We start from the raw sequence: 25,121 nt of genomic DNA on the forward strand, positions 1-25,121 counted from the left end.
GGCTTTCAGGACCTACCTTTTTCAAGTATGAGGTGAGTCTTCAGATAAAATCAGGCACGATTTTTTTCGCGAATTTCATCCAGTGTTTTGCAATCTATACACAGTGTGGCAGTGGGACGTGCTTCCAAACGGCGGATACCGATATCAACACCGCATGATTCACAGTAACCGTAATCACCTTTATCCAAATCAATCAGTGACTCTTCAATTTTCTTGATCAGTTTACGTTCACGATCACGCGTGCGTAGCTCCAGAGTAAACTCTTCTTCCTGAGTTGCACGGTCATTTGGGTCTGGGAAGTTTGCTGCTTCGTCCTGCATATGATGCACAGTACGGTCAACTTCTTCCATGAGTTGTGAGCGCCATTTTTCGAGAATGCCCCGAAAATGCTTTACCATATCTTTGCTCATGTATTCTTCATCACTACCCGGTTGGTACGGGGTGAAACTCACATCATCTTGGTTCGGGTCCATGTTGGCAAACCTCATACTTTCTAAAAACAAGGGCGCATCTATACCAGAAGCTTCTGGCATGTGCAAAATAATCGAGTTATTTTAACGCATTTTTTACATTAAGAGACAGATGAAACATTTAAAAGCCGTTATATTTGACGTGGATGGGACCTTGGCCGAAACCGAGCGTCATGGGCACCGAATTGCCTTCAATCGCGCATTTGCCGATGCGGGTCTGGACTGGCATTGGGATGAGCATTTGTATGGTCAATTACTGGCCGTTACCGGAGGCAAAGAGCGTATTCAATATTACCTGGAAAATTTCCATTTGCAGTGCGGATATGCTGGTGAACACAGTGAAATGATTGCCAAATTGCATACAGAGAAAACCCGACACTATGTGCAATTATTGGAGAGTCAGTCGATTCAGTTACGGCCGGGTGTTAAAAGATTGCTGGAAGAATTAAGAATGGCAGATATCAGACTGGCCATTGCAACAACGACAACTCCTGAGAATGTGACAGCATTGATTTCAGCGACATTGGGGGAAGATGCCTTGAATTGGTTTGACTGTATCGCGGCGGGAGATATTGTGCCAGCCAAAAAGCCTGCTCCTGATATTTATCATTATTGTATGCAACAGTTGCAGCTTATGGCTGATCAATGCCTGGCGATTGAAGATTCGGCAAACGGTTTGTTATCAGCCCGGTCTGCCGGTTTAACCACACTGGTTACCATGAACGCCTATACTGCCAATGAAGATTTCAGCGATGCTGTTTGCGTCGTTGATCAACTCGGCGAACCCAACGCTCCCTGTTCAGTTTTAGCGGGGTTACCTATCGATAATGATTACATAAGCGCCCAGTCAATTCAGGAATTACATGCCCAAGCCAATTAACATCACACAACGTGCACAGGATATTAAACCGTTTCAGGTAATGGATATTCTGTCGCAGGGGAAAGTTCTGCAGGCGCAGGGCAGGGATATTATTCACCTGGAAATTGGTGAGCCGGACTTTCTGACGCCTCAGCCAATTATTGATGCAGCGATGGCTTCCTTAAAAAAAGGCGACACGTTCTACACGCCGTCGCTTGGGTTGATGGCGTTACGGGAAAAAATTGCAAACTGGTATCAACAACAATACGGGCTCACCATTTCACCCCGCCGCATTGTTATTACTCCTGGAGCATCCGGTGCATTACTGTTGGTGATGGGCGCTTTGTTAGAAACCGGTAAACATTTACTGATGACCGATCCGGGATATCCCTGTAATCGCCATTTTGCCCGGTTCGTCGAAGCCTCAGCCGTTTCGGTTCCAGTCGGTGCAGATACCGCTTATCAATTGTCCTCAGAGCATATTGAAAAATACTGGAATCAGGACACGCAAATGGCCCTGGTTGCTACACCATCTAACCCAACCGGCACCATTATTGATAAAGACAGCTTAAAAGCCCTTGCAAAAGCTGTAAAAGCCAAACGGGGAGTATTAGTCGTCGATGAGATTTACCATGGATTAAATTACGATAACGTGCATTTACCCTCCATTTTGGAAGTAGATGACGAAGCGATCGTGATCAACAGTTTTTCCAAATTCTTTGGTATGACCGGTTGGCGATTAGGCTGGTTAGTGGTGCCGGAAAGTCTCGAGCCGGTTATGGATCGTCTGGCTCAGAATCTGTTTCTGGCTGCACCGACTACGGCACAATATGCTGCGCTGGCCGCATTTGACCGAGAAACTCAGGATATCCTGGAACAACGTCGTCAGGCATTTGAAAAACGTCGGGATGTATTGCTGCCAGCTCTGCAAACATTAGGTTTTTCGATACCGGTCAAACCCCAGGGTGCGTTTTATTTATATGCGGATTGTCGTAAATTTTTAAACGACACCATCCCTGATGGTATGGCATTGTCTAACTATCTGCTGAGCGAAGCAGGAGTAGCCATTACGCCGGGTAATGATTTTGGGAGCCATCTCGCTGATCAGCATGTGCGATTTGCCTACACAACAGATGAGTCACGGTTAATACAGGCTGTTGAGCGGATTTATACCGCTTTACGTAAGTTTTAGAGCATTACTCCAACGATGAAACCAACACAAGTTGCCGATAGTTATAATCAAATTGCTGACGTTTGGAACAGTGACAACTTCAACCGTGACAATGGCATCAACCAACATGAACGGGCAATTGCATTTGTAAAACACAGATCAAATGCTTTGGATATTGGCTGTGGAGCCAGTGGACGAATTATCGATTTGTTAATTCGTCATGGGTTTGCAGTTGAAGGGTTGGATATCTCAGAAAAAATGCTTGGATTTGCTCGTCAGAGACACCCAAAGCACACCTTTTACCATGCCGATATCAGCAAATGGAAAATTCCCAGACAATACAGTTTTATATCAGCCTGGGACAGCATCTGGCATTTGCCATTAAATCAGCAGCAACCTGTTATGACCAGGTTAATCGATGCCCTGACACCTGGTGGTGTATTGATTTTTACCACTGGTGCTATGGATAAGGCATCTGAAAAAACCGATTCGGCCATGGGGCCGCCAATGTATTACAGTGTTTTGGGAATTCCTGAGACTCTCAGGGTCATTGATGAAGCGGGTGCGGTCTGTCGGCATCTGGAATATGATCAATATCCGGAGTTACACCTTTATCTGATTGTACAAAAACCAGAAGAAGCACTGGACTGATTATCCATGGTTCGACTCAAAGCCTGTTTATACTCTGAGTCGAACCAAAAGGCTGATGTTTATCTTTTCCGTAAAAATTAATGGTAATGTCGGGCAGCGTTAATCACTTTTTTTGCCATGGCTTCATCTTTGCAACGATCAGCAATGTCACCTAACGTTACAATGCCCACCAGTTCTTCGTTTTTAGCATTATTTAAAACTAAAAAACGTTGAACCTGTTGATCAGCCATATTCTGAACGACTTCCTCAATCGGTTTATCTTCATAGGTATACAAAACCCGTTCAGTAGCAATGTTTCGGGCTTTCTGATGAGGATCTTTCGCCTCAGCAACTACTCTGAGCGCGATGTCACGATCGGTTATTACGCCAATGATTCGGTTCTCTTTACTCAATGGCACAAAACCCAAATTTTTATCGCGCATAATTTGAGAAACTTCCTGAATGCTGACGTCGGCATCAAGATAAAAAGGTTGTTTCGTCATCACATCTTTCACTCGCAACATAGAATTTCTCCTTAGATTGTCTCATTTGAGATGAGGGTCAGCCCAAAACACAGGCTCACATAAAATACATGGAGCAGCAGAGAGGAAATTCAACCCAATTGAGAAGTTGATTCAGCCAGCAGTATTTTGCTGTTTGAGTACTTAATTAAAACTAAATCACCTTCTTTGTTAAGTTGCTTTCCAGACTTTTGAGTTGCTGTAAACAATCACGTTGACTCAAAAAGGCCAGTTCCTCTTGATTCTCAAGCCAGGACTCAAGCTGCTGCATAGTTTCAGCATGACGTACTTTCCACTCTGCCAATATCCGAGGTGCATGGAACACTGGAGGTTGCCCAGCATTTTCCGGTAGTTGGGCAATATGCCACTTACACAACTGTGGATCATTGATCAGTCTGATGAATGCATGTTGTTTGGGTTGTTCGGGGAGCGCTGACAATTGTTGATCCAAAGCCACCAGAATGGGGGATGGTCTTTTTTCTTCCGGGCAACGAAGCAGACCAGACCATTTAATCAGTTTACTGCGTCTTGAACCACCACTTATCCAGGATAAGGGAATAGACAACATCAATCCACCGGTAATCGGCAGTAACCAGTAAAACAGTTCAATGCTCAACAACAAAGCAATAACGGCGAGAATGATGCCGAACAATGTATGTCCCGCATGAGCTCTGGCCACAGATGACCAACTCAACGCGCCATCATTTCGTGACTGTGGCATCCAGCCACTGTCCTTACCGCGAAAAATTCCAACAACCACACCAAACTGATGCACCATTAATATTGGCGCATACAAAGCGGACATGAGTATTTCCAGAATAACGCTAAACGTCAGCAGAATCGGGCCGCCAAACTTCATGCAACGTGGAATATTTATCAGCGCTGCAAACCAGCCGAATACTTTTGGTGCAATAACGATAGCCATTGAGACGATAAACAGCGTTAGCGCGCGTTCAGAATCGAATACGGGCCAGGTGGGAAAGAGTGAAGGATTAGCAAAATATTCCGGACGGACGTATCTGGCCTGAACAGCAATGGCTAGGCCGACAACGATGAGAGACAGCCAGAAAACCGCACTTAAATATGACATCAGTCCGGAAAATATATGTAAACGGGTGGGTAATACAAACCCCTGAGCAAACATAAATGGCGTGTGTTGCAGATTGCCCTGACACCACCGGCGATCCCGAATCATGATATCAATCAGTGAAGGGGGAGACTCTTCATAAGTAGACTGGATATCCGTATCAAATCGAACTCCCCAGCCAGCACGTCGTAATAATGCGGCTTCAATAAAATCATGACTCAATACATGACCACCAAAAGGTGGTTTACCCGGCAAGAGAGGTAAATGTGATGACTCGGCAAATGCACGAGTACGGATAATGGCATTATGGCCCCAAAAATTAGACGAAAGGCCATGCCAGGCGGATAAGCCTTCGGCATAAATTGGGCCAAAACAATGATTGGCAAACTGCTGTAGTCGGCCATAGAGCGTATTGGCACGCACAATGGTCGGTAAGGTTTGTATTAATCCCACACTGGGTGATGCCGCCAACCGCCTGGATAGCGTCAGCATACTTTCTGCATTCATCACGCTGTCCGCATCCAGCACGATCATAGCGTCATAGGCACCGCCCCAGCGTTGTACCCAATCTCCGATATTGCCTGCTTTACGCTCGGTATTCTGCTGACGTCGGCGGTAATAAACCGGACAGCCTGATTCATCCTTGTTTATGAGATCAAAAAATGCCTGCTCTTCAGCAATCCAGGCATCTGCCTTGTTGGTATCACTGAGCAGAAAAAATGCATATTTTCCCGGTGCCTTTTCCAGTAAGTCATCACGCATCACCTTGAGTGCTGCCTTGATACGAATAGGATCTTCATTATAGATGGGCAGCAATATGGCGGTAGTAAAGTCGGGTTCCCGTTCGGGTTGTTTAATCAGTCTTGGCTTGAGATGTAATAAGAAGCCGAGCAATGCCTGGGCGAAAGCAAACGAGACCCAAAGGAAGTTGATGCTGAACAGGATTAAAAACAGCCACTGCAGATTAGTGACGACATTGGTTGTGCTTAACACACCATAGATTTCAGAAACACCATAATATGACAAACCCAACATCACCCCAAGCACAAATAACCGGGAAATGAGTGTGCGCAAGATGTAGAAAAATGTCCGCTGGCCAGGGCGCATTGGGAGTCCCTGTTCGTAGACACCATGGCGCGGCATTGCCAATGGCGATTCGGGGGGCAGAGCAGGTTCGTAATGAATGCGCTTTTCTGTATTGTTAATCCGTAAATCCAGGGTCATAGAGAATTGTTCCAGTCCCTGCTAATCCATCTGTAAAGCCATGTGGGAGCAGCATTTACATCATGCTTGTTTAACTGAACCCGTAACTCCGCCACATCAGCATCTTCAGCATCAAACGTGATAAATACCCTTGCACCATTGATATGCGGATTTGCCTCAATACGACTTTCCATAATCTTGCCCTGGCTGATGCTGGCGATAACCTCAATTTGATCCAGATCTTCGCTGCTGATATTACTGTAATCGATCAATACTTCCTTATTACCATCAAACAGTTTCAGGCCACTGGCACTGCCGACGATGCGAGTTTCATTCATATCAGCCGGCACATCATCGGGCGATATTAACGTGTAGGAAAATTTAAAAGGTTCACCTTTTTTAAGACCATCCGCGGGTTTCCAATAAGCAACAATATTGTCATTTTCTTCAGAAGCCGATGGGATCTCAACCAGTTCTACCTGACCTTTACCCCAGTCACCTGCCGGTTTAACCCAGGCGGAGGGACGCTGATGATATTTAGCTTCCAAATCCTGATAATAATTGAAGTCGCGGTGTCGTTGGATTAAACCGAAACCTTTCGGGTTTTCATCGATAAAAGCACTGACTTGCAAAGTTTGTGGATTAATCAGGGGGCGCCAAAGCCGCTCACCCTGACCATTTAGCATTTGCAGTCCTTCGGAATCGTGTACTGCAGGACGATAATCAAGCTGATCGGGGCGATCCATACCACCATGCATAAACATGGAAGTTAACGGTGCAAGTCCGGCATGTTTGATATCTGCTCGCGGAAATAATATAGCGTCGACATCAACCCTGCTGGGGGCACCTGGATGAATGCCAAAACGATAGGCTCCTGTGATGCTTTTACTGTCAAGTAAGGCATGTACCACAATGGCATTCTGTTTTGATGAAGGTCGTTCAATCCAGAACTTTTTAAATAGTGGAAACTCTTCACCTGTGGGTTGTGCTACATCAATGGCAAGTCCGCGAGCTGAAATACCATACAGCTGTCCTTGCGATACGATTCTGAAATAACTTGCCCCTTGGAAAACGATAAATTCATCGTGATGATCCTCGCTGTTCAGGGGATAGTGCAAACGCAGGCCAGCATACTTACCGACTTCAGCTATTTTTTTGCCAATATCGTCATTCGGCACGCTGAAAGAGTTTTCAGAAAGTTCAACTGGAAAAGACTCGCCATTTTCTACCACATCAATATCAATCAAATCCTGATAGAGAAATCCCGGTGCAAATAACTGCACTGAAAACCTGGTGGGGGTGCCGCCCCAAATGGCCGCATTTTGCTGAAAATTTATTTGCCGATAGGTAGAGTAGTCAAGATTTTTCAATTCTTCAGGGGCTGATACTGGTTTTTTAAACGGCTGTTCAGCAAGTTGACGAGCATTTTCAATCACTGTATCCCGCGAAAAAGGTTTGCTTTCGAGTTCATTTTCGACAGCCGTTTCAGCATGGCTTGTTTGGAAAAACAACAGTATAAAAATGGCAATGAATAACCCGTAAAAGATCTTTATAGTGAATGAATAGTCGATTTTTGGATGAAGAGATAGATTACTCAACATGCGGCTAAATCCTTATTGCGGAATGATATGGGGATAAAAATAGGGAAGACTCTGTCGAACCAAACTGGATTCAACGATAGTTACTATTTCAGATTCGATACGGTGTAACAATAACTTGAGTTAATATTAACTCATGTATGAATATGCATGATTAAATCTGAAATTTTTTGCATTAAAATTTATTGCCAGGCAAGTTTGATGAAAAACGACAATGATATTCACCAGAATCTTGACGAAGTAATTTGCGATTGCAGTGGAACGACCCGTGGCAAGATTATCAGCCTGGTAGAGCAGGGAATTGTGGATAGCGATACCATTTCACGTAAAACCGGCGCAATTTCTGGCTGTGGTTCCTGTGATTATGATATTGAGAATCTGCTTGATGAAATTGTGTTTAAACAATAAAAACAGTTCAACCAGAAGTTGAGGTGCGGCCGAGTTGCCGCACCTCAATATGCTTCAGATTAGAAGCTGTAATCAAAACCAACTTCGAAAGAACGCTCTGGACCAACATAGATACCTTGGCGAAGACCGGTAATATAAAGTTTGTCCGACAGGTTTTTAACCGCACCGCGCAAACGGAGCTGTTCACTAACCTGATACTGTGCAAAGAGATCGTACACAGTGTAGGACGACATCTTGCCACCCCATATACCACCCGCCGCATCGTTTGGAATATCTTCAAGATTTGTCGGATCACCATATTGTTCACCACGGTGATGCGCAGTTAATGATGTCGAGAATTTACCCTGTGTATAATTCAACGCTACGTTAGCCAGGAGTTTTGGTGCGTAGGGTAGACGGTTACCGCTATTCTCGCCGGTCTCAAATCTTGAGTAGGGAACCCAGGTCAAATTTCCGTCGACACTGAAGCCTCCACCAAGTTCATAACCCAGTGCGGCCTCCAAACCATAATGTTTGGTTTCACCAGCATTGGATTGAGAAAGGTTGGGATCGGAGTTACCAGTGACTACCTGATTGTCGAAATCCATATAAAAACCGGTGAGTTCATAGGTTAAACGATCGACTTCTCCACGCACCCCTAATTCGTAGTTTATTGAGCGTTCGCCATCCAGATTCTGATCGACCAGGCCATCCAGAGCCACGCCATTTGAAGCAGGAGAGAATGCACGGTAAACACCACCATATAGCTGTGCTTCAGGAATCAATTGATAGGTGGCGCCGATACCTGGCAGAACTTCGGTATTGGATGTGCTTTCAGATTCATTGTTTTGAGTCAATATCTTCTGTTTTTGCCTGTAAGATTCAACTCGAATACCCGGTGTAACGGAGAAGCGTTCTGTAATATCAAAACGGTTCATGACAAAAGCCGCAAGGCTATCTGCACTGTCTTCTCTGTGGCGGTCGTTTACACCGGTTCTATCCTGTTCGCGCGTAGCACGAATTCGCTTATCATCAGATTCTTCTGTCATCCAACGCAAGCCGAACTCAGCTTTGTTTGTTATACCAAATAAGCCGTGATCCAGAGTGAGTCGAGTTTCCGCTCCGTAGCGCTCGAAGCTACGGTTATTACCTGTCAGTGTGTCAGTGTAAACCCAACGACCAGCAACATTCGAGGCTGCTGTATCAACATCATAACGCCAGTAATCACGAGTAACTTCGCTCCAATACAGGAGTGTATTCAGAGTGGCATTTTCGTTTATGCGTAATTCATGGTTAACGTCAAAAGCTTTACGATCTGTCAAAAAGTAATCATCTGGCGCGGGGTTATATGTTCTGCCCGACTTGTAATCATCCAACAGTAATCCACGGTAGGAAATGTTGGCTTTATTTTCATAAAATGAGTATTTTACGCCGAGGCTTTGATTGCCAGCCAGTTCAGCACCGGCTTTAACCATTATGTCGGTCATTTGATAGTCTTTGTCCATAAAGCCATCACTTAAAGCGCGGGTAGCTACTACACCGGCAAAAGCATCACCTGACTCTGTGCGACCACCGGCTTCTAATGTTGCTTCACGGGTATTAAATGAGCCAATCCGGGTAGAAACATGAACACCGTCATCGGGAGTTTTAGTCTGATAGTTGATAACACCGCCAATTGTGGAAGGGCCATAACGCAGAGATGAAGAGCCTTTCAGTATTTCAATGCCTTCCATACGCTGAATGCGAGGATTGAAATAACGTTCATTACCGATAAATAAACCAGGTGCAACAGGTACACCATCTTCCAGAATCAACGATTTCGATTCACTGGCTGAAAGGCCGCGAATACCCACATTGCTGACTACAGCTGACTCTTCTTCAGTCTTGACGTTAATACCCGGTACACGACGTAAAACGTCTTCTGTAGACGTTGGCTGAATACGTTCAATTTCTTCACGATCAATGATGATTACTGCACCGGTCTGACGTGAAATACTATCCTCGTCTGAACCGACAACTTGCATTGCAGGCATTTTAAATTGTGTGCTGGTTTGTGTTTCGGCACTTGCTGAAATTGGAATACTGGCGATTGCCAATACCTGCATAACATACAGTGGTTTTAATCTCATGTTCCTTCCTTAATGGTTTAAATATTGAAACGTGACGATCAGCATAAGAATTGCGTTGTAACGTCTCTGAAAAACTTCGTGTTCATTCGTGTTTGTTTCTTACACAAAATATGAATGTCGCTAATGTCTGTTCGATGGTGGAGTTCAGTACGCATTCGATTTTTTAGTTAAAACGTCGAATTCATGATTATGTAAATAAATGTAAAGGCGAATAATAATAGTTCTTATTATCCTGTCAAGAAGTTTTCATTTAAATGTGGGATTTTTCATTCACCGTTAGGGGGAGTTCAGTGATTAGCTAAAGCAGGCTTTTGCAGATTTACATCGAACAATTGAAAATAATGGCTGGATGCGAATATTCAGCGAAGAAGGTATCTAATGCAGGAGTTGAAAATCAAACGTTGATCAAATACCGAAGTGGCAACGATCCACTCGTTATCAGGTTGGTATTAACACAAACTTTTGCGCATGTGGGCTGACGGTTAATTACTGTTGATGTATTTTTGTAAGGCTTTTTAAACGCCCGACATAAAGTGCTGTTGCACCAGCAACAGCCACCGGGATAATCAGAAAGTTCACTACCGGAATCATGGTTGCTCCCAGCGTTGTCATGCCGAACCCTAAAGCTAATGAACGTTTGGTTCTGAGCAGTTCACGCTGTTGTTTAAACCCCATCAGATGATTTCCTAACGGGTAGTCATGGTAATCAAGCGCCAGTGTCCAGCTGGAAAAAAACAGCCATAACAAGGGCGCAATCAGATTAATGCCTGGTATCCATGAAAGGATGAATAATGGAATCATCCACTTCAGCAAATAAACCAGTTTACGTAATTCATTGAAAATCATTCGCGGCGTATCGGCGATTAATTGCAAGAGCGTTTGTTCTGGCGGTGGTTGATTGGAAAGTCGTTTTTCAACCGCTTCAGCTAACAATCCATTAAACGGTGCGGCAACAATATTGGCGAGAATGGAAAAAGTGAAAAACACCATTAACACAATCAAGATCGCAAACAATGGCCAGAGAATCCACATCAATGCATTGGATAACCATTCCGGTAACCAGGTCGGTGTCAATTGGGTCATCCAGTCTTCAAACTGAGTGATACCAAACCAGATTGCACCGGCAAACAGTAGCGTATTAATGAATATAGGGATATAGGCAAAACGGCGTACACCGGGTTGATTTATGAGTTTGAATCCACTTAATAAATAACGCGAGCCTTGAATGAAATCACCCATTTATCAATACCTTATTCAAATAACCTGAGGCCGTCTCTAGCGAGTAATGCACTGCCATAAGCTGCATCGGTTTGGTGGGTTTGTTTAAATGACACCCGTAATAAAGATTGACGTAATCGGGTCCATACAGAATTATCTGAACCACCACCAACACTGCGAATGGATATTAATTTTGACTCACTGAGCTGTTGCAAACAATCGTATCCAGCTTTTTCTATACTGGCGATACCAGCCAGCAACCCATATAAAAACACATGATCTTCCGCTGGGCGTGGCTGCATTCTTGGCGGGTAGTCTGCATCCGCTATTGGAAAGCGTTCTCCGGACTTAAGCAGCGGATAATAATCGGGTGGTGACTGTTGTAAATCAATTTTCTGACTTAACGTTCTCAGTTGCTCATTATTAAAAAAATGTCTTAATACTGCACCGCCAGAATTGGATGCGCCACCACAAAGCCAGAATTTGCCCAGTTTATGGCTGTAAATTCCTCGCTTTGCATCAAATACCGGTTTCTGGCAGATAAGTTTCAATACCAGCGTGGAACCCAGAGAGGTAACAGCTTCGCCAATCGCATTTGCACCTGTTGCGATAAATGCGGCAAGACTATCCGTTGTACCGGCTTTAAGAATCGGTGAAAAAGACTGTTTCAGCCCAATTTTTTGCATCGATGATTCCGACAGTTTGCCAATCACCGTGCCAGGTGTAACGACATTGGGTAAAACGTCAGTTGAAGTAAGCGATTCTATCCAGCTCGGCCATTGATTGTTTACGATATCAAACCCTGACTTTAATGCATTGTTATAATCGGTGGTGCCCGGTTTGGCTCCTAATTGAATTGCCAGCCAGTCCGCCTGGTGTGCTAAATAGTATTTTTCCGGTAAGGCCAAGGTTCTCTGGAGGTACAGTAATTTTGCCAGTCCGCTGCCGGGACCGTGCGCTGCTGAGTCAGCTGGTGCCGTTTTGTCAATTTGCTGACTTGCATTTATGGCGCGTTGATCGTTATACATCAACATCTCACTAAGTGGACGTCCCTGTAGATCGCACAACATGACTGAACCTGATGTAGCATCAATAACAATGGACTCAACTTCAACATCGGGAATCTGACATAACAGGTTTTTTAAAGTGGCAAAAACAAAGTGAGATTGTTGTTTTGCGGAAGGATAGGGCTGCGGAGATGCGGGGAGTGTCAGTTCGGTTTGGGCGAGAATAGCCCCCGATTTATCAATGGCGCAAACCCGGCACCCGGAGGTGCCGAAATCAATGCCAATCCATGCGCTGTTGCGCATCTTTATGGAAGCTGAACAGGTGTTGGTGCAACCCAACCTTCTTTACGATATTCAGCAACCACATTGGTGTAGACACCGCCACGTACATTGAAAATACCGGTTACCCGCATAAACCGGGGATCAGTTGCCGCGACCAGATCGGTGAGAATTTGGTTGGTCAGTTTTTCATGAAAACCGCCTTCTTCACGATACGACCAGAAATACAGTTTCAGGGATTTCAGCTCGACGCATTTCAGATCCGGTACATAATCGATCTTAATCGTGGCAAAATCCGGTTGACCGGTTTTCGGACACAGACAAGTAAATTCAGGTGTTTCGATGTGGATGGTATAATCCCGCTCCGGTACGGCGTTATCGAAGGTTTCCAGTTGTTTGCTTGGTAGCGTAGACATAGGTAATCTCTGAGAGGTTTATAAAACCGTTATTATCCCTGAGTTGGCAGATTTAATTAAGTGTTTGAAATCATTCTCCTGTCTGTAGTTGTTTTAGTGGCGCTGGTTATCGGCGGCTGGTATACCCATTCGCGGCAACAGCAGCGTGCCCAGGAATTTGAGCGCGAACTGGATCGCTTCGATGAAGCTGATAATAGTGATTTTCACGCGCGATTTGATTCGGTATTTGCGCAAGATACCGTGGATTTATCCGACGGACCCAAAGTGCGGTTGGATTCGGATCAAGCCGAAGATCCTAATGTAGCCGTTGAGTCGGATGAAGACGAGTTCGATGATGAAGAGGCTGACGAAGCACCAGATTGGGAAATGGTGGTTGCGCTGACCATAATGGCTCCGGAATCACAGATGTTTACCGGTCGCGCAATCAAATCTGCGCTGGATCAGCAGGAAATGCATTTTGGTGATATGCAGATTTATCATCGTTATACCGTGAATAATCGACGCCAAACACTTTTCAGCGTCGCCAATATTCTCGATCCCGGCACTTTATTGCCGGATCAGCTGATTTCGATGAAAACACCCGGTTTATTAGTGTTTGCAAGACTTCCCGGTCCGGTAAATGGTTTGACCGTATTTGATTCCATGCTTGATGCCGCTCAGCAATTAACCGCCTATCTGGGGGGGATTCTTTGTGATGAAAAGCGTGAACCGATAACTGACAAGCATTTGGAAGCCATTCGCAACCGGATTTTTGAGTTAAATTTATCTTTGCAGGCAGGCAATAAATCTGATGACGATTTCACCTGAAATCAGTGAACGGGCACAACAACTTCGAGATTTAATCAACCGTTATAATTTCCTGTATTACAGCGCTGATGATCCGGAAGTAACTGACGCTGAATATGACCGCTTATTTGCCGAATTAAAACAGCTGGAAACCAAGTATCCCGTATTAGTCACGCCTGATTCGCCCACACAGCGTGTCGGTTCAGCACCGTTAAATAAATTCACACAAGTTACCCATGCGATGCCGATGTTATCGCTGGATAATGTATTTGACGAAGCGGAATTAACAGCTTTTAACCAGCGGGTGCGTGATCGTTTGAATACCGATGCGGTGATTACCTATGCTGCCGAACCAAAACTCGATGGTCTTGCCATCAGCATTCGTTATGAAAATGGTTTACTGGTACAGGCAGCCACCCGTGGGGATGGTGCGGTAGGGGAGGATGTTACCGAAAATGTTCGCACTATCCGGAATATACCTTTAAAACTTCATGGTAACAATGTTCCGCAAGTGGTTGAAATACGTGGTGAAATCTATATGCCAAAAGCAGGTTTCGAAAAGCTGAATCAACAGCGTTTGGCAAACAATGAAAAATTGTTTGTGAATCCACGCAATGCTGCTGCAGGTTCATTAAGACAACTTGATTCATCTGTAACAGCCAGCCGTCCTTTGGCGTTGTTCTGTTATGGACTTGGCGAAATCGAGGGCATGGAACGCCCGGCCAGTCATACCGAAGCCATGCAGATTATTAAAAAATGGGGTGGGGCAGTGTGCCCTGATACCAAACAGCTGCAGGGTGTGGATGAATGTCTGGAATATCTGCATCAAATTGGCGAACGGCGTGCCAGCCTGTCTTACGATATTGATGGTGTGGTATTCAAGGTTGATGACAGTCGGTTGCAGGACCGTCTGGGTTTTGTTTCACGCGCACCGCGCTGGGCCATTGCCTATAAATTTCCGGCGCAGGAAGAAAGCACTCAGGTTCTGGATATTGAAGTACAGGTGGGTCGTACCGGTGCGTTAACGCCGGTTGCTCGATTACAGCCAGTTTTTGTCGGAGGCGTTACAGTGAGTAATGCTACCCTGCATAATGAAGATGAAGTTCGCCGTAAGGATGTTCGCATCGGCGATACAGTCATTATTCGACGGGCAGGGGATGTTATTCCAGAAGTGGTTCAGGTAGTCAAAGACAAACGTCCTGACAATGCTGTCGAATTTGTGATGCCCAGCCAGTGTCCGGTTTGCGGTGCCGAAGTTGAACGGGTTGAAGGCGAGGCAGTAGCCCGTTGCAGTGGTGGATTATTCTGTGGCGCACAACGCAAGGAAGCTATTAAACATTTTGCTTCACGTAAAGCGCTGGATATTGATGGCCTGGGCGATAAGATTGTTGAACAACTGGTCGATGCAGAATTAATCAAAGATCCAGCCGATTTGTTTTATCTGACCAAAGCACAGTTTTCAGCATTGGATCGTATGGGCGACAAATCAGCCGAAAACCTGGTGAATGCATTAAACCATGCAAAAAATACCCGTTTTGCACGTTTTTTATATGCATTAGGTATTCGGGAAGTGGGGGAAGCCACTGCGCGATCATTGGCATTACACTTTGTCAAATTAGACAAATTAACCACAGCCAAAGAAGACGAATTAATTGAAATTGAAGATGTGGGGCCGGTCGTTGCTCACCATATTTATACCTTTTTCCGTCAGGAACATAATCTTGATGTGATCCAGCGGCTGTTGGATGCTGGAGTGAGCTGGCCAGAAGAAAAACCGGTTTACGCTGATTCGGAATTAACTGGTAAAACCGTTGTATTGACAGGCACGCTGGAAAACCTGTCACGCAGTGAAGCCAAAGAGAAATTATTAGCATTAGGTGCCAAAGTGGCTGGCAGCGTGTCTGCCAAAACCGATTATGTGGTTGCCGGAAGAGATGCCGGTTCAAAATTGAATAAAGCCCAATCCCTCGGGATTGAAGTGGTCGATGAAGCGACCTTAATACAGTGGATTAATTAAATGAGTGCAGTTGCCGATGCCATCAAAAAAGTCGCTACCGGCCCCCATCTGAGTAAAGATCTCAGTCTGGAGGAGAGTCGCGAGGCGATGCTGGAGATTCTGTCCGGAAAGGTTGATCCGGTGCGAATGGCAGTGATGTTGATTGCATTGCGCATGAAACGTGAGACCGATGAGGAAAATCTGGGCTTATTACTGGCCATGCAGGAAGTCACCGGTCAGCAGCCATTAGATGTTGAAAATGTCATGCTGCTTTCCGATCCGTTTAATGGTTTCAGCCGACATTGTCCGATTGCGGCATTTTTACCTTCGGTAATGGCCGCGTGTGGATTACCGGCCTTATCACAAGGTGTCTATGAAATGGCACCGAAATTCGGTGTCACCCATGCACAGGTTCTCGAAGCCGCTGGGGTCAATATCCGACTCAGTGTCGCTGAAGCAGTCAAGCAATTAAATGATGCTGATATAGGTTGGGCCTATCTGGATCAGGCAATTACTACGCCCAGCTTGTTTGCTTTACAGGATTTACGTCGATTAATGATTAAACGCCCCAGTCTGGCTACGCTGGAAAAACTGGTGATGCCGGTTAAGGCTAAAAAAACGCATTTGCAAATTGGCTTTGTGCATAAAGCCTATCCTCCGGTTCTGGCGTATCTGGCAAAGCAGAGTGGTTTTGACAGTGCATTGATTGTACGTGGCCTGGAAGGTGGCATTGTGCCGACGCTACGTGAATCATCTGATAATTTTTTACTGATAGATGGCGCATTAAAACCCTGCGCATTAGATCCACAGGCTTTTGGTGTAGATCAACAAACCCGTGGGGTGATGCCTGAACTGGAAAAACTGACGGCCGCCGAATCTGCCCAACGTGGTCTGGCAGCATTACAGGGTGAAAAAGGTGTGGCTTACGATCTGCTGGTTTACGGGGCAGCGATGGCTATCTGGCATTGTGGACTCGTCAGTGGTCAGTCTAAAGCCGGCGATTTAGTCAGAAACGTTCTGGACTCGGGTAAAGCCTTTGCTACATTTCAAAAAGGGCAAACAAAATGATTCTGCAACAGCAATTACAATTTGAAATGAATGGTCGCAGCACGCTGAATATCAGCGATGATGTGACCAAAATTGTGTCAGCATCGGGTATTACAACCGGCACATGCCATGTGTTTGTTCAACATACCAGTGCATCGTTGATGATTTGTGAAAATGCCGATCCGGATGTCAGACGTGATCTGGAAACCTATATGCAGCATATCGTTCCGGATGGTGACCCCATGTTTTTACATCAGGATGAAGGTCCGGATGATATGAGCGCGCATATCCGAACGGTACTGACCAATCCGGATCTGGTGGTACCGGTCAGCAATGGCAAATGTGCCCTGGGAATATGGCAGGGAATCTATTTATGGGAACACCGCACGCATCGCCAGCAGCGTCGGGTGATCGTGACAGTACAGGGTGAATAATAATGAATGAAGAATTTGAACAGGATCACCTTGATGAGGAATTTGACTGGTCGTCAATTCCCAAAAGTAAATCGCGTATCAAACGTGAACTGGATGCACTGAAAAAATTAGGCCAGGACCTGATAGACTTGCCCAAAAAAGATTTGTTAAAACTGGAACTGGACGAAGATTTAACCGAGGCAGTACTTAAAGCCCAATCAATGAGCAAGGGTGCATTAAAACGACAGACCGGTTATATCGGCGGCATTATTGCCCGTCTTGATCATGACGAAATACAACAGAAGCTGGATAACCTGAAACAACCGCAACAGGCACAAACAGAGCAATTTCATCAACTGGAAAACTGGCGGGATCGATTATTAGCTGAAGACGATACGGTGATGGCGGAGCTGCGCGAACAGTTTGAAGATTTTGATAATCAGCATGTCAGGCAGTTGGTGCGAAATGCGAAACAGGAAGTAGCTAAACAGCAGCCACCAAAATCGGCTCGATTGATCTTTAAGTATCTGCAGCAGCTGCAGCAGAATCAGTGATCAATCAGTTCAATCAGAAAACAGGCCCCCCCCAGATAGCTTTGCTGAACACTGATTTTCCCCTGATAAGCCTCGACGATATCGCTGGCAATTGCCAGCCCTAAGCCCTGGCCTTCAATCTGTGTATCCATACGTTTACCACGCTTGATAATATCTTCGCTGGCATTTGCTGGTACACCGGGGCCATCATCTTCGATACGCACAATAATCCGCCGATTTTGCTGGCGTAATACAATATTGACCTGTTGGTTACAGTATTTAAATGCATTTTCCAGCAGATTGCCGAGGAGCTCATACATATCACCCTCATCGGCATGCAACATGGCATCCCGTTCAATTTCACACTGGGTATGAATGTTTTTGCTCTGGTAGACTTTTTTTAGTGAATTCATCAGTTTATTGATGATTTCCCCAATAGAAACTGGTGCCAGTAAATTACTTTTGCCCTCTGTGGCTGCCCGCTGTAGTTGATAATCAACGAGGGCATTAATGCGGTCTAACTGTTCTTCACCTGTCAGTTTGCAGGCCGTAACATCATCACAGCTTTCCAGCTCGGAACGTAATAATGCCAGTGGCGTTTTCAGACTATGTGCCAGATCAGCAAGCGAGTTTTTATAGCGTAGGCGGCGTGATTGTTCATGATCCAGAAGATTATTGATATTACGGGTAAGTTGTTGCAGTTCACTGGGATAGTCATCCCCTAAACGTTGCTGTTTACCGGCTTCAATCGCATGCAAATCAGCAGCGGCTTTATGCAATGGTTGTAAACTCCAACGGAAAATCAGCCATTGTGCAATCAGCAGCATCAAACCGGTTCCGCCAAGCCAATACCAGAGATTTAACTGAAATTCATCTACTTGTGCTTCCAGCATATGCTGGTCCTCAGATACATTGATGGTGTAATCAAAATGTTCGCCATCATCATTTTCCCAGACAATACCAAAGGCGAGGTTCTGCAGCTTCATGCCGTTATCAAGGTTGATCTGACTGTATAACTGTTCTGATGGACCCGGATGGTAGGGAAGTGCCAGAAACAAACCGATAACAGATGGTGATTGCCAGACAATCGTATTGCCACTGGTAATTTGAGCGTATAAACCGGAATTGGGAATAGAAAATTTTGGCTCGGCAAGTTTATCCTGCATGATTAATTTGCCATCGTGACTGATCTCAGCGGCTGTCAGTAACGTGTAGACATAGTTTAATAAACGTTGTTTTTGAGCCGTTTCAGCGCTACCTGAAAACGCATTAAATAAACTGAAGGCGGAGATCCCCAGAAAAGCAGTTAATACCAGGGTGACGGCAATTAACTGTCGATTGGTCAGTGATAAATTAAGTCTATTCACGTGGTAAAGTCAGTCGATAACCGCGGCCACGCAACGTTTCAATCGGATTCAGCACTTTTTCAGGATCCAGTTTATTACGCAGTCTTTTGACAAACACTTCAATGACATTGCTATCCCGATCCTGATCCTGTTCATAAATATGGTCAGTCAATTCAGTTTTAGAAATAACTTCCCCGGCATGCAGCATAAGATAATGCAATAATCGATATTCGAAGGCAGTCAATTCAATCGGGAAGTTTTTTACTGTAACCTGCTGTGAAGCCGGATTCAGTTCAACCTGGCCACAACGCATAGTGGAATTTGACCAGCCGGCAGCGCGGCGTGCCAGTGCGTTCAGGCGCGCTACTAACTCTTCAAAATGAAAGGGTTTGACCAGATAATCATCCGCACCGGCTTCAAGACCTTCTACTTTATCTTGCCAGCGACCGCGTGCAGTTAATATCAAAATAGGAAAAGTAATGTTTTGTTGACGTAATTGTTTAATGACCTCAATACCCGAAAGTTTTGGCAGTCCCAGATCAATAACAGCGACATCGTAGGGATATTCTGTTCCCAGGAACAGACCATCCTCACCATCACTGCTCATATCTACAGTAAGTTGATGCTGACGCAGGTGCTGGCCAATTTGTTCACGCAGGTGAGGTTCATCTTCAATTAATAAAACACGCATAAGTTATTGCATTTGATATCCGGTATCCCGATCCAGTCGGTAAGTCTTTACTTTACCATCCTGATGTAAGACTTTGACGCGAAAAATCGTATGATTTTGATACTGTTCCTGGTCTACCGATAAAACCCTGCCACCCGTTTCAACCTGAGCTAATTCTGCGGCGGTTTTTTTTGTCAGGGGTAAAGCAATGTCGTTAATGCTTGTTCCTGCTTCCGCTTCTGGCGGCAAATGATCAGTATATCCAGATAATGGTAGCGTGAGCACCACAATTAGTAGATACCAGGAAAATTTCATGTAAAAACCTTATAATTAGTATGTTTGTTATGGAGGGATAATAACAAACGGTCAGCAGTCGGTGAAAGCATCACTTGGGTCCCTGTTCTGGCATGACCGGACCGATGGCATTATCAGCTCTGGCGCGCAAATAGTTATAGAGTTGTTCACGTCCATTGATAACCTGTGGATTATCCTGAAAAGCTGGCATAACACCTGCTCGACCTTTTTTACCCTTTATCAGCACCTGCATAAATTCTTCTTTGGAGGCCTGATTCAGGCTTTTAGCTAAATTGGGGCCTGCTAACCCCTGAGCGAAGGTGCCATGACAGCGTGCACACCAGTTTCGATAAAGTACATAGCCTCGATAGGTTTCCGGATCCAGCTTGTTTCCCTCAGTCACTTTATAACCAGCCTGAGCTTGTACCGGCCCAAACCACAGGCCGGTAAAGCATAAAACCAATAATGTCGTCAGGCGTAATGACATGTCTACGGTTAACCTAATTTAATAATAACGACGTGGTGATGAGCTTACCACGACATCGACCGGAACATATTCACCGGGGTGATAATTCATAAAAGTCGAATATTCTCTGCCTTTATAACGATAACTGACATCGTAACCTTCAATATGCCTTTCAGTATGATAGCGATCATGCACCTGACATTGTTGCTGATAGCGGTAATCATCATTTTGATATCGGTTGCCCAGATCCCGACCAACAGAACCGCCGAGTAATGTACCGGCAACCGTCATGGCTGTTCTGCCATTTCCCCCACCAAATTGATTACCAACCACGCCGCCGATAATGCCACCGGCAATGGTGCTGGTATAGGATTGCTGTTGTGGATGTCGCACCGCTTCATCCCAGCATTCCCGGCTGGGTGAGTTGACACGTACTTCACGATAAACGGGCTGCACAAAGGTGACTTTAGCCATTTCACCACCACGATACTGTTTATGGTGTTTTCCGCCAGCCATCACCATTGGTGCAGAAAGTACTAACGTTGTGACCAGGCTTAAGCTTGTTATTGTTTTTTTCATGAGCTACTCCACTCGTTGAAGTTGAGCTCAGAGTAGCAACGGTTAACTGAACTGTGCCTGAATGGCTGAGTAATGTTTTGTTAATTTTTTGACGCCTGAGCCATGAGTTTCAACAGGCCCTAACATTCAGCCCATTGTTTATCTAACCGTTTAGCGGAGACAGGGTAGGCGGTGCCAATTTCCTGAGCAAAAATCGAGATGCGGAATTCTTCAATCATCCAGCGGTACTGTTGCATCGCTTCAGTATCAGCACGCTTGATATTTTGCAGATAACGTTGCCAGTATGGGTGGACTTCCTGTTGACGCTGACGATCCTTAGTCGGATCAGTTTTTAACTTATCCAGCCTGGCGCCAATAGCCCGGAAGTATGCCGGTAAACGCTGTAATGCATCATCCGGTGTGTAATGAACAAACCCTTGATAGAGGAGATGAGCTAATTGCTCGCGGATATCTTTAACGGCATGTATTGCTGCCAACGGAATATTTCCGGACAGCCGTTTGGCAATTGCATGATATTCACTTAACGGTTCAGCAATCAATCTGGCCAATTGGTTGGCAATGTTGATCAGCTCACTACTTTGTTGTTGCAGACGTTGTTCAAACTGCTGTTTATCATGAGGCCATTCCTGATCCTTAAGAAAGCAACGGTCGAACGCTACCGCAATCAAGTCCTGTTTGAGCTGTTCGCAAGGGGTGATTTGCCGAGTGTTTTTTTCATCAAACGGTGCAGCCGGTACATTGGCGTAATGCAGGCACATCTTCTGAATATCCGGCAGATTTTTCTGCAGATATTTGACTTTATCTTTCTCGGCCAGCATAAAAAGCCTTCTCAGTCCCAGGGCTGAAAAGGTTTTTGCCTGCTGCAAGGTATCCATCAAGGTTAGATCAACATGATCAATACGATCCACCAGAGCAGGATAAGCGGTCATTTCCAAACCGTTTTGTTGCATGACAATCTGTTCAGGAAACGCGTCAAAAGCCCAATCAGTCATGCCGGTTTTTTCATAATCTGAATCCGGTAACTGGCGGAAGCTGGCAGCCGCTTCTTTCGACCAATCCTGCTTTAACTGATTCAAATCACGGCTTTCGGCCAACAATTCACCCTGTTCATTCACAAGCTTGAAATTCATTTTCAGATAGAGAGGTAAATCTTCTGGTCGCCAATCATCAGGCTTGATTTCCACACCGGTCATTTTACGTAGTTGTTCACTTAAAGCCGGCAATAAAGCGCCTTCATATTCTGTCAGGGTTTTCAGGCAACGATCGGCATAATCCGGCACAGGAATAAAATGTCGACGCAAGGATTTTGGCAGACTTTTCAGCAGAAAAATCACCTTGTCACGTAGCAATCCCGGTACCAACCACTCATAGCGCTCCGGATCACTTTGATTGAGTAGTGAAAGTGGAATGGTCTGGGTAATACCATCATGTTGCTTGCCAGGTTCAAAATGATATTCCAGAGGCAATGGAACACGGTTGACCAATAGTTGATCTGGATAACTCTCCACTGTCACCTGATCAGCATTGTGCTGCATCAGAATTTCACGACTCATAAACAGGCATTGAGGATCTTTTTTCTCAGCCTGTTTGCGCCACTTTTCAAATCCCTGGCCATTAATAATATCGTCAGGAATACGTTGCTGATAAAAAGCAAACAGGGTGTCCTCATCTACCAGGACGTCCCGGCGTCGTGATTTTTGCTCCAGCAGTTCTATCTCATCAACCAGTTGGCGATTGTGTCTGAAAAATTTCGCCTGACAGTTAAAGTCACCATTTACCAGCGCTTCACGAATAAATATTTCGTTAGAAATCACGCGGTCTAACGGTCCGTAATGAATCTTGCGGCGGTTAACAACGGGTAGCCCATACAGATTGACGCTTTCAAATGCGACCACCTGTGCCGGTTTTTTCTCCCAGTGGGGATCACTGTATTGGCGTTTAACCAAATCTCCGGCAATCGGCTCGATCCACTCGGGTTCTATTTTGGCGACAATCCGGGCATAAAGCTGGCCAGTTTCGACCAATTCGGCCGCCATGATCCATTTGGGACCTTTTTTATGTAATGCCGAGCCCGGGAAAATTTTCAGTTTAAGATTTCGGGTGCCGGCGTAGCTGTGCTGATCAGCTTTCACGGCGACATTGCTTAACAAACCACTGAGCAAAGCCTGGTGAATGGATTGGTAATCAGCTGCTTGCTGATTCGGCTTAAAGCCCATCTGGGTGGTTTGAACATGCAGCTGCTGATAAATATCATGCCATTCGCGTAATCGCAGGTATGACAGAAAGTTTTCTTTACAGTATTTACGAAATTTATTCTGGCTGAGGTGTTTCTGTCTATCGTGGTACAGATCCCATAATTTGAGAAAAGCCAGGAAATCGGAACGCTCATCTTTATATTTGCTGTGGGCTTCATCGGCAGCCTGTTGTTTATCCATCGGCCGTTCACGTGGATCCTGAATACTCAGAGCACTGGCGATCACTAATACTTCGTTCAGGCTGTTTTGATCATTTGCTGCCAGAATCATCCGGGCGATACGCGGATCAATAGGCAGTTTTGCCAGTTGGCGGCCGATTTCGGTGATTTGGCGTTTATCATTAACGGCATTAAGTTCTTCCAGCAACCGGTAACCATCATTGATCATCTTCGGAGGCGGGGGGTTAATAAACGGAAACTTTGCCGGATCGCCCAGTTTTAATGCTGTCATTTGCAGAATGACTGAAGCCAGATTAGTACGCAGTATTTCCGGATCGGTGAAGGCGGGTCTGGCAGTGAAGTCCTCTTCATCATAAAGACGTATGCACACACCAGCCGCTACACGTCCACACCGTCCGGAACGCTGATTGGCACTTGACTGTGAAATTTTTTCTATCGGTAATCGCTGAACTTTATTCCGCACACTGTAGCGACTGATTCGTGCCAGACCGGGATCGACAACATAACGAATACCGGGCACAGTCAGAGAGGTTTCAGCGACATTGGTTGCCAGGATAATGCGCCGCGGACCACCGGTTTTAAATACCCGGTTCTGTTCACTGGCTGACTGGCGGGCAAATAATGGCAGGATTTCCGTATTGGGTGGATGATGTTTACGCAGTGCTTCAGACACATCACGGATATCACGTTCACCGGAAAGAAAGATGAGTACATCACCCGGTCCGACACGGCACAATTCATCTACGGCCTGAACAATGCCATCCACGAAATCCAGATCTTCACTATCATCATCGCGACTCAATAGAGGACGATAACGAATTTCGACAGGGTAGGTTCGGCCACTGACCTCAATCACCGGCGCATTGTTAAAATGCTCTGAAAACCTTTTGGTATCAATGGTGGCTGAAGTGATGATCAGTTTCAGATCTGGACGCTTGGGAAGCAGTTGTTTGAGGTAGCCCAGCAGAAAATCAATATTCAGACTGCGTTCATGAGCTTCATCAATAATCAGTGTGTCATATTGATTTAAAAAAGGATCATTCTGCGTTTCAGCCAGCAAAATACCATCTGTCATCAGTTTGATATAACTTTTGTCGGCTTTTACCTGATCATGAAAACGTACTTTATATCCGACTACTTCGCCGATTTCAGATTTAAGCTCTTCGGCAATCCTGGTTGCAACCGTCCTTGCCGCAATTCGTCGTGGTTGAGTATGACCGATCAGACCGCCGACACCCCGGCCTAGATCCAGACAGATTTGAGGTAGCTGAGTGGTTTTACCTGATCCGGTTTCACCACAAAGAATGATGACCTGATTTTGCTGAATAGCGTTAGCGATGTCTTCCCGTCGTTCTATAACAGGAAGATCTGCATTCAATGATGGCTTCGGAATATTATTAAGACGTTGCTGATAGCGCTGGTTTGAACGTTCAATTTGCTGCTGCAGATTCAGCCATTCAGTTTCATTGGCGGATTTTTTCTGCAATTGTAATAACCGCCGACGCAGCTTGTGCTGGTCGGCGATCATTGTTTGTTTTATCTGAGACTTTAATTGTTGCTGTAGGTTGTTCACTGATCTTCA

23 protein-coding genes are annotated in these 25,121 nt (G+C 45.3%); 9 read left to right on the top strand and 14 right to left on the bottom strand.

Annotated features, from left to right (window positions below; translation table 11 throughout):
- Positions 1–50: 50 nt before the first annotated feature.
- Complete coding sequence (dksA, locus tag B2W60_RS08980; RefSeq protein WP_292359582.1) at positions 51–473, bottom strand: RNA polymerase-binding protein DksA; 423 nt, start codon at positions 471–473, stop codon at positions 51–53.
- 109 nt (positions 474–582) lie between these two features.
- On the opposite strand from dksA, the gene B2W60_RS08985 reads away from it, so the two are divergent.
- The 3 genes from B2W60_RS08985 to B2W60_RS08995 are packed head-to-tail and all read left to right on the top strand — an operon-like array spanning position 583 to position 3,151.
- The gene (locus tag B2W60_RS08985; RefSeq protein ID WP_292359580.1) at positions 583–1,350 is read left to right on the top strand and encodes an HAD family hydrolase; all 768 of its coding nucleotides are present in this window, start codon (positions 583–585) and stop codon (positions 1,348–1,350) included.
- Positions 1,334–2,521: a pyridoxal phosphate-dependent aminotransferase gene (locus B2W60_RS08990; protein WP_292359578.1), complete on the top strand. Its 1,188-nt coding sequence runs from the start codon at positions 1,334–1,336 to the stop codon at positions 2,519–2,521. Before B2W60_RS08985 ends, B2W60_RS08990 begins: the two co-directional genes overlap by 17 nt.
- A gap of 15 nt (positions 2,522–2,536) precedes the next feature.
- Entirely contained in the window at positions 2,537–3,151 is a 615-nt protein-coding gene (locus B2W60_RS08995; protein WP_292359576.1) for a class I SAM-dependent methyltransferase, read from the top strand.
- A gap of 77 nt (positions 3,152–3,228) precedes the next feature.
- Here the strand turns inward: B2W60_RS08995 and B2W60_RS09000 are convergent, their stop codons facing one another.
- The 3 genes from B2W60_RS09000 to B2W60_RS09010 all read right to left on the bottom strand — a co-directional run bounded on the left by B2W60_RS09000 (position 3,229) and on the right by B2W60_RS09010 (position 7,542).
- Positions 3,229–3,654 (bottom strand): CBS domain-containing protein, encoded by a 426-nt coding sequence (locus B2W60_RS09000; protein WP_292359575.1) that lies wholly within the window; start codon positions 3,652–3,654, stop codon positions 3,229–3,231.
- 151 nt (positions 3,655–3,805) lie between these two features.
- A complete protein-coding gene (mdoH, locus tag B2W60_RS09005; protein ID WP_292359573.1) occupies positions 3,806–5,962 on the bottom strand; it encodes a glucans biosynthesis glucosyltransferase MdoH in 2,157 nt (718 codons plus the stop codon).
- Positions 5,959–7,542 (bottom strand): glucan biosynthesis protein G, encoded by a 1,584-nt coding sequence (locus B2W60_RS09010; RefSeq protein ID WP_292359571.1) that lies wholly within the window; start codon positions 7,540–7,542, stop codon positions 5,959–5,961. The genes mdoH and B2W60_RS09010 overlap by 4 nt, the downstream gene beginning before the upstream one ends.
- 198 nt (positions 7,543–7,740) lie before the next feature.
- On the opposite strand from B2W60_RS09010, the gene B2W60_RS09015 reads away from it, so the two are divergent.
- A complete protein-coding gene (locus tag B2W60_RS09015) occupies positions 7,741–7,947 on the top strand; it encodes a (2Fe-2S)-binding protein (protein WP_292359569.1) in 207 nt (68 codons plus the stop codon).
- Between the two features lie 59 nt (positions 7,948–8,006).
- On the opposite strand, the gene B2W60_RS09020 is transcribed toward B2W60_RS09015, so the two are convergent.
- The 4 genes from B2W60_RS09020 to queF all read right to left on the bottom strand — a co-directional run bounded on the left by B2W60_RS09020 (position 8,007) and on the right by queF (position 12,975).
- A complete protein-coding gene (locus B2W60_RS09020) occupies positions 8,007–10,055 on the bottom strand; it encodes a TonB-dependent receptor family protein (protein ID WP_292359567.1) in 2,049 nt (682 codons plus the stop codon).
- A 486-nt stretch (positions 10,056–10,541) separates the two neighbouring features.
- Positions 10,542–11,294 (bottom strand): sulfate transporter CysZ, encoded by a 753-nt coding sequence (gene cysZ, locus B2W60_RS09025; RefSeq protein WP_292359565.1) that lies wholly within the window; start codon positions 11,292–11,294, stop codon positions 10,542–10,544.
- An 11-nt stretch (positions 11,295–11,305) separates the two neighbouring features.
- On the bottom strand, positions 11,306–12,583 hold the full coding sequence (locus B2W60_RS09030) for an FGGY-family carbohydrate kinase (RefSeq protein ID WP_292359563.1): 1,278 nt from the start codon (positions 12,581–12,583) through the stop codon (positions 11,306–11,308).
- Positions 12,584–12,585: 2 nt separating this feature from the next.
- On the bottom strand, positions 12,586–12,975 hold the full coding sequence (queF, locus tag B2W60_RS09035; protein ID WP_292359561.1) for a preQ(1) synthase: 390 nt from the start codon (positions 12,973–12,975) through the stop codon (positions 12,586–12,588).
- Between the two features lie 60 nt (positions 12,976–13,035).
- Here queF and B2W60_RS09040 point away from each other — a divergent pair, with 60 nt between their 5' ends.
- The 5 genes from B2W60_RS09040 to yjgA are packed head-to-tail and all read left to right on the top strand — an operon-like array spanning position 13,036 to position 17,771.
- Positions 13,036–13,782 (top strand): cell division protein ZipA C-terminal FtsZ-binding domain-containing protein, encoded by a 747-nt coding sequence (locus B2W60_RS09040; protein WP_292359560.1) that lies wholly within the window; start codon positions 13,036–13,038, stop codon positions 13,780–13,782.
- Positions 13,766–15,778, top strand: a complete 2,013-nt coding sequence (gene ligA / locus B2W60_RS09045) for an NAD-dependent DNA ligase LigA (RefSeq protein WP_292359558.1) — start codon at positions 13,766–13,768, stop codon at positions 15,776–15,778. Before B2W60_RS09040 ends, ligA begins: the two co-directional genes overlap by 17 nt.
- Positions 15,779–16,825 carry an anthranilate phosphoribosyltransferase gene (locus B2W60_RS09050; protein WP_292359556.1) on the top strand — a complete coding sequence of 349 codons (1,047 nt, stop codon included), beginning with the start codon at positions 15,779–15,781 and terminating at the stop codon, positions 16,823–16,825.
- Positions 16,822–17,238, top strand: coding sequence for a secondary thiamine-phosphate synthase enzyme YjbQ (locus tag B2W60_RS09055; RefSeq protein WP_292359554.1), 417 nt, complete (start codon positions 16,822–16,824; stop codon positions 17,236–17,238). Before B2W60_RS09050 ends, B2W60_RS09055 begins: the two co-directional genes overlap by 4 nt.
- Positions 17,239–17,240: 2 nt before the next feature.
- On the top strand, positions 17,241–17,771 hold the full coding sequence (yjgA, locus tag B2W60_RS09060; protein WP_292359552.1) for a ribosome biogenesis factor YjgA: 531 nt from the start codon (positions 17,241–17,243) through the stop codon (positions 17,769–17,771).
- Here yjgA and B2W60_RS09065 read toward each other — a convergent pair.
- From B2W60_RS09065 to hrpA, 6 genes are all read right to left on the bottom strand, one after another.
- Positions 17,765–19,117 carry an ATP-binding protein gene (locus tag B2W60_RS09065; RefSeq protein WP_292359550.1) on the bottom strand — a complete coding sequence of 451 codons (1,353 nt, stop codon included), beginning with the start codon at positions 19,115–19,117 and terminating at the stop codon, positions 17,765–17,767. The two genes, yjgA and B2W60_RS09065, sit on opposite strands and share 7 nt — an antisense overlap.
- Complete coding sequence (locus tag B2W60_RS09070; protein WP_292359548.1) at positions 19,110–19,787, bottom strand: response regulator transcription factor; 678 nt, start codon at positions 19,785–19,787, stop codon at positions 19,110–19,112. The genes B2W60_RS09065 and B2W60_RS09070 overlap by 8 nt, the downstream gene beginning before the upstream one ends.
- Positions 19,788–19,790: 3 nt before the next feature.
- Positions 19,791–20,081: a PepSY domain-containing protein gene (locus tag B2W60_RS09075; protein WP_292359546.1), complete on the bottom strand. Its 291-nt coding sequence runs from the start codon at positions 20,079–20,081 to the stop codon at positions 19,791–19,793.
- A 70-nt stretch (positions 20,082–20,151) separates the two neighbouring features.
- A complete protein-coding gene (locus tag B2W60_RS09080) occupies positions 20,152–20,547 on the bottom strand; it encodes a c-type cytochrome (protein ID WP_292359544.1) in 396 nt (131 codons plus the stop codon).
- 18 nt (positions 20,548–20,565) lie between these two features.
- Positions 20,566–21,105 carry a glycine zipper 2TM domain-containing protein gene (locus B2W60_RS09085; protein WP_292359542.1) on the bottom strand — a complete coding sequence of 180 codons (540 nt, stop codon included), beginning with the start codon at positions 21,103–21,105 and terminating at the stop codon, positions 20,566–20,568.
- Between the two features lie 119 nt (positions 21,106–21,224).
- A complete protein-coding gene (hrpA, locus tag B2W60_RS09090) occupies positions 21,225–25,112 on the bottom strand; it encodes an ATP-dependent RNA helicase HrpA (protein WP_292359540.1) in 3,888 nt (1,295 codons plus the stop codon).
- Positions 25,113–25,121 lie beyond the last annotated feature (9 nt).

This window comes from Methylophaga sp. UBA2496, assembly GCF_002341635.1.
Lineage (GTDB): Bacteria > Pseudomonadota > Gammaproteobacteria > Nitrosococcales > Methylophagaceae > Methylophaga.